At 67.4% G+C, this 15,820-nt stretch carries 14 protein-coding genes; 10 read left to right on the forward strand and 4 right to left on the reverse strand.

What is annotated here, in order from left to right; genetic code table 11:
- The first annotated feature begins 214 nt into the window (after positions 1-214).
- Both BKN51_RS09025 and BKN51_RS09030 read left to right on the forward strand, forming a co-directional pair.
- A complete protein-coding gene (locus tag BKN51_RS09025) occupies positions 215-4,189 on the forward strand; it encodes an NACHT and WD repeat domain-containing protein (RefSeq protein ID WP_146044414.1) in 3,975 nt (1,324 codons plus the stop codon).
- 259 nt (positions 4,190-4,448) lie between these two features.
- Entirely contained in the window at positions 4,449-5,552 is a 1,104-nt protein-coding gene (locus tag BKN51_RS09030; protein WP_101607219.1) for a hypothetical protein, read from the forward strand.
- 98 nt (positions 5,553-5,650) lie between these two features.
- Here the strand turns inward: BKN51_RS09030 and BKN51_RS09035 are convergent, their stop codons facing one another.
- On the reverse strand, positions 5,651-6,256 hold the full coding sequence (locus tag BKN51_RS09035; protein ID WP_146044413.1) for a hypothetical protein: 606 nt from the start codon (positions 6,254-6,256) through the stop codon (positions 5,651-5,653).
- A 246-nt stretch (positions 6,257-6,502) separates the two neighbouring features.
- Here BKN51_RS09035 and BKN51_RS09040 point away from each other — a divergent pair, with 246 nt between their 5' ends.
- Together BKN51_RS09040 and BKN51_RS09045 are read left to right on the forward strand one after the other, a co-directional pair.
- A complete protein-coding gene (locus BKN51_RS09040) occupies positions 6,503-7,360 on the forward strand; it encodes a phosphotransferase family protein (RefSeq protein ID WP_199193109.1) in 858 nt (285 codons plus the stop codon).
- Between the two features lie 184 nt (positions 7,361-7,544).
- Complete coding sequence (locus BKN51_RS09045) at positions 7,545-8,054, forward strand: hypothetical protein (protein ID WP_146044412.1); 510 nt, start codon at positions 7,545-7,547, stop codon at positions 8,052-8,054.
- 190 nt (positions 8,055-8,244) lie between these two features.
- Here BKN51_RS09045 and BKN51_RS09050 read toward each other — a convergent pair whose 3' ends face one another.
- A complete protein-coding gene (locus BKN51_RS09050) occupies positions 8,245-9,189 on the reverse strand; it encodes an RNA-binding protein (RefSeq protein ID WP_101607223.1) in 945 nt (314 codons plus the stop codon).
- Positions 9,190-9,398: 209 nt separating this feature from the next.
- Between BKN51_RS09050 and BKN51_RS09055 the strand changes: the two genes are divergently transcribed.
- The 3 genes from BKN51_RS09055 (at position 9,399) to BKN51_RS09065 (ending at position 11,947) form a co-directional block, all read left to right on the forward strand.
- Positions 9,399-9,971: an RNA polymerase sigma factor gene (locus BKN51_RS09055; RefSeq protein WP_168214296.1), complete on the forward strand. Its 573-nt coding sequence runs from the start codon at positions 9,399-9,401 to the stop codon at positions 9,969-9,971.
- Positions 9,964-10,848: a CU044_5270 family protein gene (locus tag BKN51_RS09060; protein WP_101607224.1), complete on the forward strand. Its 885-nt coding sequence runs from the start codon at positions 9,964-9,966 to the stop codon at positions 10,846-10,848. Before BKN51_RS09055 ends, BKN51_RS09060 begins: the two co-directional genes overlap by 8 nt.
- 331 nt (positions 10,849-11,179) lie before the next feature.
- Complete coding sequence (locus tag BKN51_RS09065; RefSeq protein ID WP_101607225.1) at positions 11,180-11,947, forward strand: dioxygenase family protein; 768 nt, start codon at positions 11,180-11,182, stop codon at positions 11,945-11,947.
- A gap of 207 nt (positions 11,948-12,154) precedes the next feature.
- Here BKN51_RS09065 and BKN51_RS09070 read toward each other — a convergent pair whose 3' ends face one another.
- A complete protein-coding gene (locus tag BKN51_RS09070; protein ID WP_101607226.1) occupies positions 12,155-12,310 on the reverse strand; it encodes a hypothetical protein in 156 nt (51 codons plus the stop codon).
- A 410-nt stretch (positions 12,311-12,720) separates the two neighbouring features.
- On the opposite strand from BKN51_RS09070, the gene BKN51_RS09075 reads away from it, so the two are divergent.
- A complete protein-coding gene (locus BKN51_RS09075; protein ID WP_233224173.1) occupies positions 12,721-13,128 on the forward strand; it encodes an HPF/RaiA family ribosome-associated protein in 408 nt (135 codons plus the stop codon).
- A gap of 180 nt (positions 13,129-13,308) precedes the next feature.
- Positions 13,309-14,316: an RNA polymerase subunit sigma-70 gene (locus tag BKN51_RS09080; protein ID WP_101613133.1), complete on the forward strand. Its 1,008-nt coding sequence runs from the start codon at positions 13,309-13,311 to the stop codon at positions 14,314-14,316.
- A 15-nt stretch (positions 14,317-14,331) separates the two neighbouring features.
- Here BKN51_RS09080 and BKN51_RS09085 read toward each other — a convergent pair whose 3' ends face one another.
- A complete protein-coding gene (locus BKN51_RS09085) occupies positions 14,332-14,916 on the reverse strand; it encodes a dihydrofolate reductase family protein (RefSeq protein WP_101607227.1) in 585 nt (194 codons plus the stop codon).
- Between the two features lie 104 nt (positions 14,917-15,020).
- On the opposite strand from BKN51_RS09085, the gene BKN51_RS09090 reads away from it, so the two are divergent.
- Positions 15,021-15,809: an LLM class flavin-dependent oxidoreductase gene (locus tag BKN51_RS09090; protein WP_101607228.1), complete on the forward strand. Its 789-nt coding sequence runs from the start codon at positions 15,021-15,023 to the stop codon at positions 15,807-15,809.
- Positions 15,810-15,820: the final 11 nt, after the last annotated feature.

Raw genomic sequence — 15,820 nt, forward strand, 5'->3', positions numbered from 1 at the left:
TGGGCAAGATGACAAGCTGCAGCGCGGGTTCAGGACCGGCAGCTGGAGTTGCCTCGGTGATGCGACATGGGGTTTCGCCTCGTGGCAGGCCATGGGCTCCGGATCGTGGTGCCGATCTCGGTTCACGCGAACGAGTGAAAGCTCGTCAGGCTGTGCGCGGCTGCCGGGAGTATGGCGGGATCTTTGACTGAGTGACGTGATCCGGGGAGGTTTCGTGTCGCCTGATGCGCTGCATCGCACTGTTCTGGTTGTGGACGTGGAGAAATTCAGCGGCCGGAAGAACCCGGAACAGAGAAATGTGCGCTACGCCGTCTATGCGGCCTTGGCTCATGCGCTCGGCTCGCACTGGAGCGCCTGTCATCGCGAAGACCGGGGTGACGGTGTGCTTCTTCTGGCGCCGGCGGCTGTTCCGAAGCAACTGTTCGTCGAGCAGGTGCCCGGTCGCCTGGTGAAAGCGTTGAACAGGCACAACCGGGCGCACGGGACCGGCGAGCAGATCCGGTTGAGGATGGCGGTGCACGCCGGGGAAGTTCTGCTCGACGCGTACGGCGCGACCGGCGTCGCGATCAACCACACGTTCCGGTTGCTCGACGCGTCGCCGTTGAAGGACGCCCTCGCCGGGTCGGGCGGTGTGCTCGCGGTGATCACCTCCGACTGGTTGTTCCGTGAAGTGGTCTGGCACAGCGCTGCTGATGAGACCCGCTATCGGCCCAAACGCGTCCGGGTCAAGGAAACGGAGACGGTGGGGTGGATCTGCCTGCCGGACGACCCGTACCCGCCCGACGTCAGCCAGTCGGAGTGGCCGGAGGACGTCTGCCCCTATCCGGGTCTGCGTGCGTTTCAACCTGACCAAGCGCGTTGGTTCTTCGGCCGCGAGGCGACCTTGTCGGTGTTGATGGACAAGATCGATCACCGCAGTGGACCGGTCTTCGTCGTCGCACCGTCCGGTGTTGGCAAGTCGTCGCTGCTTCGAGCAGGCGTGACAACCGCGGTCGCCGACAGTGGACGCCCATGGCTGTTGCTCACCCCGGCAAAGGAGCCTTGCGAGACACTGGCACAGCAGGTCGCGCAGCTCATCGACGGCAGCGTGGATGGCGTGCTCTCAGCAGTCAGATCTGATCCTGCCCTGCTGGCAAGCATGCTGCCTGACGGGACTGTCATCGTGGTGGATCAGTTCGAAGAGGTGTTCACCCTGTGCGCCGGCGAGGCCGAACGGCGGCGTTTCATCGCCGCACTGATCGCGATGCGTGCGGTTCTCGGGGTGCGGGGCGACTTCTACGACCACTGCCTCGCTGACGAACAGCTCGCAACGTTCCTGCCGGCAAGCCAGTTCAACCTCCAGGCGATGACTCCGGACGGGTTGCGAGCGGCCATCGAGCGGCCGGCTCGGCAGATCGGCGTCGACGTCGAGCCGAGTCTGGTCGAGATCCTCCTGCACGAGATCGGGACGGATGCGGGCGGGCTCCCACTACTGGCCCACGCATTGGCCGTCACCTGGCAGCGGCGCGCGGGCGACAAGCTGACCTTGGCGGATTACGATCGGACCGGGCGGATCCAAGGCGCGATCGTGGCTACCGCGGACGAGGCCTACGCGCGTTGTTCCACGGCCGAGCAGCGTGTGATTTTCCAGCACATCCTCATGCACTTGGTCGTGGTCAGGCACGACGCGCCGCCTGCCAGGCGGCGCGCGGATCCGGCCGACCTTGTCAAGGGTTTCGAAGCACCGCGGACCGCTGAGACAGTTCTCGGCTGGTTGATCGAGAAACGTCTGGTCACGCTGGAGGACAACGCCGTCGAGCTTTCCCACGAAGTGTTACTGCGAGCGTGGCCGCAGCTCGGCGCCTGGATCGAGACGGGCCGCAACGATCAGGTCATCCGGCAGCAGTCGATCGAGGCCGCCGAACAGTGGGAGAGAGAAGGGAAACCGGTCGGATCGCTGTATCGCGGCGATCGGCTGGCCATCGCGAAGGGGTGGCACTACAGGAGTGAGCACCGCGCCGCCATCACGCCGCTCGGAGAGGCCTTCCTCAGCGCGTCGACCCGGCACGAAAGCCGGCGGGCCAGAGTTCGTCGAACCGCGGTCACCATGCTGGCCGTTCTCGGCCTTGTCGCGTCCAGTGCCGCTGTCTACGCCTTCCAGCAACGCGACATCGCCCATGAACAACGTGACGCCGCGATCTTCAACAAGGTCACCGCAGAGGCGAACCGGATACGGACCATCGACGTGTCGCTGGCGGCGCAGCTCGATCTCGTCGCCCACCGCATGCGCCCGGCCGATCTGGACACGGGCACCCACTTGATCGTTGACGCGAACGCGCCGCTGTCCGCCACGTTGCCCTCGGGCGCCAAGGACGTCAGCGTGGTGGCGTTCAGTCCCGATGGGCGAACGCTGGCCACCGGCAGCGGCAGCGGTGACAGACTCGTGCGGTTGTGGAACGTCGCTGATCTGGCCCGCCCGGTGCTACTGAACGAAACCATCAGTCACGGCGAAGCAACTCGTGCGCTGGCGTTCAGCCCGGACGGACGCACTCTGGGCACCGGCGGCGCTGACAACAGAGTGCGGCTGTGGAACGTCACCAACCCGGCCCGCCCTGAGGCGCTCGGCCTGCCGATTACGAGGCACACCAAGACGATCCGGTCGTTGGCGTTCAGTCCTGACGGGCGGACGTTGGCCAGCGCGGGCGACGATCGGACCGTACGGCTGTGGAACGTCACCGACCTCACTCAGCCCACGGCCCTCGGCCCACCGATGGCCGCGCACACCGACACCATCTACTCCGTGGCGTTCAGTCCTGATGGCCGGACTCTGGCTACCGGCGGCGATGACCGGACAATGCGTCTATGGGACATCGCCGCGCCGGACCGGGCCAAACCCTTCGGGCCACCGTTGACCGGACATACCGGGGCTGTCCATTCGGTGGCGTTCAGTCCCGATGGACGGACGCTGGCCAGTGCGAGCAACGACCGGACAGTGCGGCTGTGGAACGTTGCCGACCCGGCTCGCCCGGTGACGCTGGGCCGGCCGATCACGGGGCATGCCAGCGCAATCCGGTCGTTGGCGTTCGGGCCCGACGGGCGGACGCTGGCCACCGGCGGCGATGACTACACCGTGCGGCTGTGGGACGTCACCGATCCAGCCCGCCCGGCGCCCATCGGCGCGCCGATCACCGGGCATGCCGACGGCGTCCGGTCGATGGCGTTCAGCCCGGATGGCCGCATCCTGGCCACCGCCAGTGGTGACCGGTCGGTAAGGCTGTGGAACATGCCCGACACTGTCCTAACTGGACATACGAGAGAAGTCAACGCGTTGGCGTTCAGCCCGGATGGCCGCGTACTGGCCACCGGCGGCGGCGACCGGACCGTGCGGCTGTGGGACGTCAGCGATCCAGCCCGCCTGGCGCCCATCGGCGCGCCGATCACCGGGCATGCCGACGGCGTCCGGTCGATGGCGTTCAGCCCGGATGGCCGCATCCTGGTCACCGGCGGCGATGTGAAGGACGAGAACACCGCGCGGTTGTGGGACGTCGCCGACCCGGCCAAACCCGTGCTGCTGGCCCAGATCGTGATCGGACCGGACGCCAATGCCCTGGCGGTGGCGTTCAGCCCAAACGGAAGAACTCTGGCGACGGGCGCCGAATACAGCGACGTCGCCGTGAGGTTGTGGAACGTTTCTGATCCGGCCAAGCCCACGTTGCTGGCCGGACCCCTCAAAGGGCACCAGGACGATATACGCCAGGTCGCGTTCAGCCCGGATGGGCGGACATTGGCCAGCGGCAGCGACGACGCGCAGGTACGGCTGTGGGACGTCACCGATCCTGCTCACGCCACACCGCTCGGTGAACCCCTTGTCGGCCACACCAACCCCGTCTTGGGGGTGGCGTTCAGCCCTGATGGACACACGGTGGCCAGCGGCAGCGGCGACAACACCGTGCGGCTCTGGCGGACAGCCGACCGGACGCAGTTGGGTCAGCCGCTCACCGGACACCAGGCCGACGTCAACACGGTGGCGTTCAGCCCCGATGGCGCCACCCTCGCCACCGGCAGCCATGACCACACCGTGCGGCTGTGGGACATGACCGTGCCCCATGCCATGCACAGCATCTGTGCCATCACGGGGAACACACTCACTCGCGAAATGTGGGACAAGTTCGTGTCGGCTGAGCTGCCGTACAGTCCGCCGTGTTCCTGAGGCAGGGGTAAACCTGGCTCAACTCCAGCGGTCACGGAGCGCGAGACCGACCACGTTTGCTCGCGATCCGCGCCGACCGGGCGCGTCTGCTGGGAAGTCTTCCTGACATTGGCGTGCACCGCATTCGAACCGAAGGCGCAGGCGTGGCCGAGGGTTCTGTGGTGCTGGCGAGCGGGCTCGATGATCCGGAAGATCGTTCGTCTCGCTCTTCCCTGATCCGCCTCGTTGCTAATGTGGCCGAATGGGAATTCTGGACCGGATGCGCCGTACCCGAACGCGATCGGCCGCGGCCGGCACCACGAGTCCGTCGCCGTCGAGTCCGGCCGAACCGTCGATCGACGACCTGTATCTGACCCTGCGGGCTCCCGTCTTCCGTGACCCTCACAGCGGCGACCCCGGCCCGCTCGACCCGCACGGCGACCTCATCAGGACCGCGGTGCTCGGGGGCGACACCGCGGCGGCTTGGCGGTTCCGGCCGGAACTCGATCTTTTCCAGCCGTGGCTGGTCTTCGAGGAACCGACCGGTGAGAACCATGTCGTCACGCCGGAACTGCTGGAGAAGCTGGGCGCGGACCGGGAGACCGCGATCGAGCGGGCGCGGACCACCACCGCCGGACTGCTCGGCGGAACCGGCGGGGCCGAGGTGAAGATCGGTGACGGCGGTCCGGCGAAGAGCTTCGCTGTGCGGTCCGTGCGGAGTTCTCGCCGCACCATTCCGCTCGTGGCCCCGGCCCTGCTGGAGCCGTGGCGGAATCGGGTGCCGGGTGAACTCATCGTCCTGCCCGCCTGCGACGACGACATCATGATCATCGGTGCGGACGGCGAGTATCTCGAAATCATGGTGAGCAGTGCGATCGACCGCTTCCGGTCTTCAGGAGATCGGCGGCTGTCTCCCGCGCCCTACGCGATCGTCGACGGCGCACTCAGCCCTTGGCGGCCACCGGAGGATTCACCGGCGTACCCGACGGTGCGCGAAGCCGAGGTGATCCAGCGGGTCCTCGCATACGCCGACTTCCTCGAATACCTCCGTGAGCACCTGCACGGTGTCGAAGCGGACGTCGCGGCGGCACAACGGGGCGAGAACGCGAAGACCTCGCTCCCGTTCAGTTACAGCTCCACGACCCTGGTCGGCCCGACCCAGTACCTTCCGTTCGTCGAGTACGTCGGGTTCGAAAACCTGGACCCCCAGCAGGACGACTGGGCCTGGATCCCCTTCGACAGGCTTCGCGACCTTCCCGGCGCGACGATGACGCCCGCCTGGCAGTACGGCCTGCCGGTCGTCCGCTTCGAGCCACCCGCGAACCCCGGTACCCGGCGGCAGATTTCGGCCGCGCTTCGCGAGTACGCCGAAAATCCTTGGTGACGCCGGAAGTTCAGGATCGGGAGCCGTACTGGCGGGTGCCGAGTGAGACCTAGCTCGCGAAAGCCGTGTCGTCCACGTGCCGGCGCCGGGTTGCGACGTCAGGCCAGTTCGTTGATCGTTTTGCCGTCCCCGTCAAGGATCTTGATGGTCGGCCGGTCGTTCTCGTCGACCTGGAGCACGATTCTCGGACGTCCTTGTGAATCGCACAACGCCAGTTGCGCGCCGAAGGCGGTGTGGCAGCCGAAGAGCGCGCGCGGCGTGGCACGGACGCCGGGCCCGGCGTCGGGATCCGGAATACCGTTGATGGTCAGGCCCGCGCCACCCACGCCGTCCTTCGCGGACAGGCTGAGATTGATCCCGTCCACCGCGTGCGGATAGTCGAAGGCGATGTGGCCGCCGGTGGGGTGGACGAGCAGGCCGCCTTTTTCGTCACCGGTCTCGTCGTTGAAGATCAGATAGGAGCCGTTCTCCGGCCCGGAGCGTCGCTCGGGCGGGTAGGTCTGACCGTCGATGATCAACGGCGGCTTACGGCTGTCGAGCAGAAACCGCTGCCGCCCTCTCTTGTCCACCACGGTGAACGACGGGCTCACCTGCTTGCCGTTCACCGTGGACTCCGCCGCGCCCGCGGTGCCACCGGCCAGCAACGCGCCACCCGCGGACGCCGCCACCCCAAAGGCGGCCCGCCGCCCGAGATCCCCTGCCATCGTCCAGCCTCCTCAAGTCGATTTCCCGGACGCTAGCAAAGATCATCAAAGAGTGTGACAGTTCGAGGCAATATGTCACTCTGCTGGAGCAGTGCGGTCTGTCTTGCTGCCTCCCACCGCAGCCGCCAAGCGCTACACCGGCACGAATACTCCAGCCTGTACCAAACGCCCTCTCGTGCCGCCGAGTGCACATTTCGGCTGGCCCGCTGGCGTGCCGATGATCGAGCGCATGCGAGGATCCACGTTGTGGAGGCAGAGATCGTTTCACGTGCGATGGCTGCGGCGACGACACTGGCCAGAGAGCTGCATCTGCGGGTCGACGACGCCGTCGTGATTCATAATTCGAACAGGCTCGCCCTACACCTATTGCCGTGTGGCGTCCTCGCCCGAGTAGCACCGGCGGGACAGGAAGTAGCCGCACTTGAGGTCGAATTCGCTCTGCGACTCGGTGAAACCGCGAGCCCCGTCGCGGCGCTGGAGCCTGGGGTCGAGCCGCGGGTCTACGAGCGCGACGGCTTCGCATTGACCTTGTGGGCTTACTACGAGGTCGTGCGTCCTGAACGGGACTTCCCAGGCGCATACGCGGGCGCGCTCCAACGTCTGCACGCCGGCATGCGCAACGTCGATATCGCAACCACGCACTTCCTGGACCGAGCCGCAGAAGCTGAACGGCTGGTCATGCATCGAGACGAAACCCCGGCGCTCGCCGAGGCCGACCGGCAGCTCCTCCTCAGTACGCTGCAGAGTGCTCGTGAACAGATCAGCAGCCGTGGTGCTGCCGAGCAGCTGCTGCACGGCGAACCGCATCCAGGCAACCTTCTCAGCACCCGTGACGGCCTGCTGTTCATCGACTTCGAAACCTGCTGCCGTGGACCCATCGAGTTTGATGTGGCTCACGTGCCCGAGGAAGTCAGCGCGCTTTACCCGGACATCGACCAAGTTCTGCTCGCGGAGTGCCGGCGGCTCGTACTAGCGATGGTCGCCGCCTGGCGCTGGGACATCCGCGATGAATTCCCGGATGGGCATCAGCACGGCCGAGACATCCTGTCCTTGCTCCGCCAAGGACCGCCGTGGCCCGCACTCGGTGCTCTCGTCGCCAAGTAGTGAAACACACTCTCGTGCCGCGATCAGCGTGCTTTCGCTGTCTGGATCTGTTGTCGGCCGCTGCGGTGGGATCGACCCGCGAACCGCCCCGGGTGACGGCCCCTGGCCGGACCGTCGGTACGGAGCGGGGCTGAGGGTGGTTATGCCCTCCCTGGCCGCCGCGCACCGCCCCTACGTTGCGGTGATGCTGGCAATGCGGCTCCTCGCAACCCTGCTGTGGTTCGGCGTTTCGGCCGGCATGCTCACCTACGCCGTCTACGAACTGAACGTGCGGGACGCACCGACCTCCAGCATCGAGGGCACGGTCATCGCGCACCGGCAGGAGCGCCACGTATCGGAACACAACCAACTGTATTTCACCTACTTCATCACCGTCCGCGGCGCGACCGGGGACTTCGAGTTCGGCAACCACCAACCGGTGACCGACACCGAACCGGGTACCCCGGTGGTGGTGCAGGTCTCGACAGCGACCGGTGAGATCGTGTTCCTGCGCAAGGGCACCATCGTCGTGGACCTGCGCGACACCGTGGACGGGTACGTGGTCCTCATCGGGCTCGGCACGGTCGGCCTGCTCGGCGCCTTGGTACGCGAACTCATCACCGACGACTACACCTACCCACGGTGGCTCGGATTCATCTTCGGCGCGCTCGCCACGGCCACCGGCGGATGGGTCGCCCTGATAATCGCAGAATGACTCACAAACAGAGCCCCACGAAGGGTCTCACCATCCTCGCCGAGGTTCCCGCAAGTACACCTGGACGCCCCGGTGCCGCCGGGCGGGGACTGGCAGCGAACTGCCCGACCGCAAAGCCGCAACGCCGCGAGGCGGTCGATGTGCGGCGACCGGGCGCGCGGTCAACCGAGGAGCGGACGTCCGCCGTGATTCAGATGGGCCAGCGGGCGCGGACGATTCCGTCGTCGTCCGGTCGCACGGCCACCAACAGCGGGTTGTGGTCGTCGGTGGTGAGCGACAGGAGGCTGGCCGCGCGGGCGCCGGCGAACGCTTCGGCCAGGCCCGCCCGGTCATGGCCGTCGGCGTGGAAGCCCTGGATGCGGCTGTCCGCGTGCTCAATGACGGCCCAGCCGAGGAATTCCGGCGACATCGTGCGCAGCACTGCCGGGACATCGGTGGACAGGTCCGGCCATACGTTCAGCAGGGCGCGCTGGCCCAAGGTCGGCACGGTGCCGGCGGTGAGCCGATGCCAACGGGAACGGTTGCCGACGACCTGCTCTTCCAATAGGACCCCGCCGCGCTGCGCCACGAGTGCCGCCACCTCGGCCCAGAACGCCGCGTCCGCCGGACGCGATTCGCACGGCTCGCCGTCATCCGGGTCGTAGGGCGAGCCGTCCACCGGTTCGGCGAACAAACCGTTCGCGGTGGTCAGCGCGACCGCACGTCCGCACGGTTGGTCGCTTCCGATGTACATGTATTGGTCGTAGCCGACGTGGACGAAGAACCGGTCTTCGGCCTCGAGCCGGCACCAGGCGCCGTTGTCACGCAGCATGGCGCGCACCAGTTCACGCCCGACGTCCAGGGTGATCTGTGCGCCGTCGTGGTAGCCGGTGAGGTCGGCGGGGAAGAGCCCGTGCAGTCCGTGGCCGTCGATGGGCGGCTCTACTCCGAAGTGGACGAATCCAGTGACCGAGGGGTCGCGGATATTCAGCAGGGTCACGCCGGTGTCCTCGGCGAAGGCCGTCACGGCGGCGAGGTAGGCGCCCTCCACCGGACCATGGTCGCTCGACACGTCCTCGGACCCGCGGTACACGCCCCGGTCGTCGCGATCGGCTGGGTCGTATTTGGTGATCCGGTGGACGTACGACGTGCTCATGATCGGCTGGGCCGTCCTTCGAAGCGCGGATGATCGATTCGGCCACGTTAGCCGCGCCACCACGCCGACAGCGACCCGATAAACAGCAAGCCCCGAGTCCTGTCATGCCGGTGAGTCGCAGCTGGATGGGAAGAAGAAACCGGCCGACGGCGAAGTGGTGGTGAAAGCTGACCGTCGACGGGAAGGATCCACATGTCAGAGGCGGACATATGACGGCGGGAACGGGCGAGCAGGTGACCGATGCCGACCTGGCCGCCCGGTTGCCTCAGGACCCGGAGCTGTTCACCGAAGTGCACGACCGCTACTTCGCGGCCATCTACCGGTATGTGGCCGGCCGGCTGGACGCGCAGACCGCGGAGGACATCGCCGCGGAGACGTTCCTCGTCGCGTTCGACCGGCGTGGCACGTTCGACGCCGAACGCGGTGAGGTGCGGGTCTGGTTGTTCGGCATCGCCACGAATCTGGTGGCCAGGCACCGCCGCAGGGAGGCTCGCCACTATCGGGCGCTGGCACGGGTGAGCGTCGCACCGGCGGTCGAGGGGCACGAGAGCAGGGTGGTCGCGTCGGTGGCCGCCCGGCGGCTGCTTCCTCAGCTCGCGAACGCGCTGTCGCGGCTGTCGGCCGGGGAACGGGACGTGCTGATGCTCGTGGCGCTCGGCCAGCTCGGGTACGAGGAAGTGGCCGCGGCGCTCGGTATCTCCTCCGGCACGGTCGGTTCCCGGCTCAACCGCGCACGCAAGAAGCTCAACTTCATCCTCACCCCGGAGGCACTCGATGAATGACCTGCAGACGCTGCGCGCCGCGCTGGCCACGGACGAGCCGTCCCAGGACGTGGTCGACCGCAGCAGGCACCGGCTCCAGAACCGGATCCGCGGCGGCCGGGTCTCCCGGCGGCGGACCGGATGGCTGATCGCGGGGGCCGGGCTCACGGCGGCCGCCGCTGCCGCCGTGGCGATCGCGGCCATGCCGGTCGCACCGGTCGACGGTCCGCCGGTGCGAACGGTCAGTGGGCAGGAGATCCTGCTCGCGGCCGCCACCGCCGCCGAGCGTTCCCCCGAGGGGTCTGGCACCTACTGGCACGTGAAGGTGACCGAGGCGGACGGCGCCGCTGTTTCGAGTGGGTACGAGTACTGGATCAAGCCGGACGGCCAGTCGTGGATGCGGGGAGCGAAGACGGGAGGCGAGGTCATGCCGATCGGGGCGCATTCGGCCACTCCGTTCTCGCTGGTCGCCGTCGATCTGACCCTCGAGCAGTTGCGTGCCCTGCCGGCGGACCCGGACGCGTTGAAGGCCTGGATCGCCGAGGCCCTCGAGCGCAGCGACGCCAGGACGAGCGCGGGCAGGCTCACCGCGAGCGACCGGGAACGAGCCGGCTTCCAGTCGTTGATCTCACTGGTGTCCGCACTGCCGGCCACCCCGGAGGTCCGGGCCACGGCCTTCCGCTTGATCGCCGGCTATCCAGGTGTCCAAAACCTCGGTGCGGTGCCGGGCGGGCATGGCCTGTTGCTGCCCGAGGGCGAGCGGCTCGTCGTCGATCCGGCGACCGGACGGGTGAACGGGACGTCGGTCTTCGTCACCATGGACGGGGCGGTGTACAAGGTGGCCAACCCCGCCGGTGCCGGGATCAACGCCGAGTGGACCAACGTCCTGCCCGGGTAGCGGATCGGTGGCCGGGAGCGTGTCCCGCTCCCGGCCACTTCCGCGCCCCGCATGCGAAATGAGTTGCCTCCCCGAAACGCGGTAAGCGAAAATAGTCGCTGTTGTTGTACTTTTTCAACCTGAACCTCATAAAGTCGTAGGCGAAATGCCGTAGTAGAGGTTCGAGAATTTGGCCCATCAAAGATACTGCTCATGTCGAAGTATGATGCGCCAGAGTGAACTTTCTCGACAGTGGACTGGCCATGACGGACAATCGGATCCGCGCGGCACCCTGCGGCAAGCTCTTGTCGCGCTCAGTTCCCGCTCCCATCATTCGGCGAAAAGGAAATCCATGCATGACGATGACGAGCCAGTAGGACGAGTGCTCGGTAGGCGGCAGGCGTTGATTCTGCTCGGCGCCGCCGGTGCGACACTCGCCGCCGCTGGATCCGCGACGGCGAGTGCCACCACCTCCACCACGGGCACACCCGAGATCTGCACGCTGGATTGCGTGGTCAAGCCAGAACAAATGGAGGGCCCGTACTTCGTGGACGAGCGGCTCAACCGCTCCGATATCCGCAGTGAGCCGGCCACTGGACAACTGGTTCCCGGCACTGCGCTGGCAATCAACTTCACCATTCAGCAGATTCGCCAGCAGGTGTGCACGCCACTGCCGGGAGCGATGATCGACCTCTGGCAGTGCGACGCGTTCGGGCTGTATTCGGACATTCCGTCGCAGGGAAGTTCCGGCCGCCGATTCCTGCGCGGCTATCAGAATACCGACCAATCGGGGGTTGCCCGGTTCACTACCATTCTGCCAGGCTGGTATACGGGACGTACGCTGCATATCCACGTCAAAATTCGAACCACCGGAACCAACGGCCGGCCGTACGAGTTCACGTCGCAGCTTTACTTCACGCCCGAGTTCGGCGCGGCCTATCTGCGGACCGAACCGTACCGGCGGAAAGGCCCGGCCGACACGACCAACAGCCGCGACTCGATCTACCGCAGTGGCGGAGCTCAAATGCTGTTGCGTCCACAGCAGGTCGGAACCAGCTATACGGCGGACTTCGCGATCGGTCTCGACCTGGCGAACACCCAGGTCGGCCGTCCCGACTAGCGCAAGCCCTGCTGCTCTGAATCTGAGGTCACAGCGGACATGCCGTCCGCCACGCAGTCACGGGCTGACGCGGCGGACGGCATGTCCGTTCTTCGGATCGAAGGAGACCAGGCGAAGACTGGATCCGGCCGCGCTCGAAGCGTGGCCGGAGCGGAACAGGCCCCGGTCCGATCGAGCGTGGACCGGGGCCTCGCGGGAAGGGCCGGCTCAGAACCAGTGAGCGCGGCCGCCCACCTTGCGTCCCGTGCCGCCGAGGATCGCGAGAACGACACCCACGACGGCGAGTACGGCGCCGATGGTGGTCAGCACGGGAATGCCGACGATCAGGCCGATCACGAGGATGATGACTCCGAGCACGATCATGGTGACTCTCTCTTTTCTTTGCGCGGCCGAAACGAATCTGCCGGCACGATTGGGGACCGTTGCCTACCTGTTCCCCTGCCTGTGCCGCGCCAAACATCGAAGTAGGAGGTTTCATCCGTCCGCCGATGGGTACGTGGCGAGGAGTCGTTGTGAAGGCTCGCTGGAGGAATCTTGTTGTCGTTTCGCAGGAAAGCGCTCGTGCCCGTTGGTGATGTCGAGCGAGCGATCGCCGTGCTGGTCGCCCGCGGGGTCAGTCGTGGGCGGGCGGGTGCGGAGTTGAGGGAGATGGCGCGCCGGCGGCACATCTCGCTGTCACGCTGTGCGGCCTTGGTGGCGCGATCCTCGTGTGCGGTTTGAACCACTCGTCCCCGTGGTACTGAAGGAGATCATCGCTGTCTTCCTGCGGAGGGGTGCTCGTGCAGATCCAAGTCAACACCGACCACAACGTCCACGGCGGCGAACGCCTGGCCACCTACGTGAAGACGGATCTGGAGAGCAGCCTGTCCAGGTTCGTAGGGTGGTTGACCCGGGTGGAGGTGCACCTCAGCGACAACGGAGGTGCCAAGGCGGAAGACAAGAAGTGCGTGATCGAAGCGCGCCCCGGAGGCAAGCAACCCGTCGTGGTCACCCATCATGCGGCGACGGTGGACGACGCGTACGCCGGTGCGGCGCACAAACTGAGGAGTCTGCTGGATTCCCGGCATTCCCGCGCCCACGACCACAAGGGCAGCGAGAGCATTCGCCACATGGCCGCCCCGGAGGATCCTGAGCAGGTCGGCGTGATCGAGAGCGAAACGCAGGCTACGACCACCAACTGACTTCGCTGTTCGCCGAGCGGGTGTGCCGGGATCCGGTGCACCCGCTCGGCCGTCCGCGGCCACCTACCTGACCCGGCCTCCCTGACGACGGCCCAGTGTCAGCGACTCCACCGATCAGAAATCCTCCGCCGCGTCGTCATTTCTGGTGACCCCCTCGCCCCGGTGGAAGGATCGATGACCATGACCGACGCTGGACCGCTGGGCGCCGACGAGGCCGCGTTCATCGCGGTGGCCCGCTCAGGCGATACGGCGCGATTCGCGCTCATCACGGAGCGCCACCGGCGTGAGCTGCAGGTGCACTGCTACCGGATGCTCGCGAACTACGAAGACGCCCAGGACATGACGCAGGAGACGTTCCTGCGAGTGTGGAACAAGCGGGAGTCGTTCAAAGGCCACGCCGCGCTGCGGACTTGGCTGTACCGGATCGCGACGAACGCCTGTCTCGACTTCCTGGAGAAGCGCAACGACCGCACACCCGTACCGGCCGGGCTGTCGGACCCCGGCTCCGAGCTGCTGTACCTGCAGCCGTACCCCGACCGGATGCTCCCCGAGGACCCGCAGGAATCGGTGGTGGCGCGGGAGACGATCGAACTGGCGTTCATCGTCGCCGTCCAGCACCTCCCGCCGCGGCAGCGGGCGGTGTTCATCCTGCGCGACGTCCTCGGCTGGCCGGCGTCGAAGGCCGCCGAAGTCCTCGAGCTGACCGTCGCCTCGGTGACCAGCGCACTGCAACGGGCGCGCGTGACGATGCGCGAACAGCTGCCCGACCGCCGCCTCGACTGGCGGAGCCCCGCCACCCACGAGCTGTCGAGTGACGAGCGCGGCGTGGTGAAGTCCTACATCGATGCCCACGAGCGCAACGACCTCGACGGGCTGATGTCCCTGCTGCGCGACGACCTGCGCTTCGCGATGCTGCCCGAGTCGGGCACCGTGCTCATGACGGCCGAGGACGCGGTGGACGGCTGGGTCTCCGGTGGGCTCTTCCAGCGCGGCCACGACGACTGGCGCGGTATCGCCACGACCGTCAACCGCATGCCCGCCGCCGTGCTGTACCTGCGCACCCCCGACGACCCGGAGTACCGGCTGTTCGCCATCGCGGTCCTGCACATCGTCGACGGGAAGATCGCCGATCTCACCGGATTCGACGCCGCCGGCAAACCATGGCTGGGCCTGCCGCGGACACTGTGATCACCCGAGTCCCCATCAGTGCCGCGTCTCGTATCGGGTCAACATCACGCCACCGGGAAACGTCCGGGTCTCCACCAGGTTCAGGTTCACCCAGCTGTCCAGCGCCGTGAAGAACGGCGTGCCGCCGCCCACCAAGACCGGCACGGTGACCAGCACGTACTCGTCGATCAGCCCGGCCCGCATGGCCGCCCCGGCGAGCGTCGCGCCGCCGATGTCCATCGGGCCGGCGTCCTCGGCCTTGAGCCGGGTGATCTCGGTGACCGCGTCGCCGGTGACCAGGCGGGTGTTCCCGTCGACCGTGCCGGTCGTCGAGGAGAACACCACCTTCGGCATGTCCCGCCAGCGACGGGCGTACTCGATCACCGCCGGTGTGGCGCCGGGCCGCCGGTCGGCGGTCGGCCAGGGGGAACTCATCGCCTCCCACAGCTTGCGCCCGTACAGCGCCAGGCCCGTCGCCGCCACCCGGTCGGACCACCACTGGAACAGCTCGTCGCTCGGTGACGAGTCCGGGCCCTCGCCCCCGCTCCACCCGAGGTCGTCGCCGGGCGCGGCGATGTAGCCGTCCAGGGTCACGTTCATGCCAAAGGTCAGTTTCCGCATGCGTCAGCCTCCGTGAGTCGATCTCACCTGTACAGACGGGTGCGGCGCGAAAACCTGATCGGTTCTGCGGCGGAGATCCGGGAGGTGGGACTAGCGTAGAAGGTATGGCCGAGGTTCGTGTTGGTGTGGTGTTCCGTCCGCAGTTGCCGCCGGAGGAGCTGCGAAAGACCGTCGTCGCGGCTGACGAGGCCGGTATCGACGAGTTGTGGCTGTGGGAAGACTGCTTTCTCGAAGGTGGTCCCACCAGTGCCGCGGCCGCGCTGGCGTGGAGCGAGCGGCTCACCGTCGGGATCGGGCTGATGCCGGTGCCGCTGCGCAACCCGGCCGTCGCCGCCATGGAGATCGCGACGCTGGCGCGGCTGTTCCCCGGCCGGTTCGTCCCGGCCGTCGGGCACGGGGTGCTCGACTGGATGGCGCAGGTCGGCGCCCGGGCCGCGTCGCCGATGACGTTGCTGCGCGAGCACGCCGACGCCGTCCGGCGGCTGCTGCACGGCGAGACCGTCAGCGTGACCGGACGTTATGTGACCCTCGACGCGGTGGCACTGGACTGGCCGCCGGTGCAGGTCCCGCCCCTGATCATCGGCGCGCGGGGGCCGAAGACCGTCGCGCTGGCCGGAGAGGTGGGCGACGGCGTGCTCCTCGACTCCCCGCTCGCCACCCCCGAGTACGTCGCGTCGGAGAAAGCCCGTGCCACGGAGGCCGCACGGGCCGCGGGACGGCCGGCGCCGCAGGTAGTCACCTTCGCGGAGATCGAGCAGGACGCACCCGCCCTCGGCGACCGGGCCCGCGCCCTGATCGCCGAACTGGGCGCGGCCGGCGCCACCTCCGTCATCCTGCAAGGCACGTCGGAGCACCCCGACCCTGGCCCGCTCATCGCCGCGCTGTCCCGCTGACAACCGGGCGG

This window comes from Amycolatopsis sp. BJA-103 (genome assembly GCF_002849735.1).
GTDB lineage: Bacteria > Actinomycetota > Actinomycetes > Mycobacteriales > Pseudonocardiaceae > Amycolatopsis.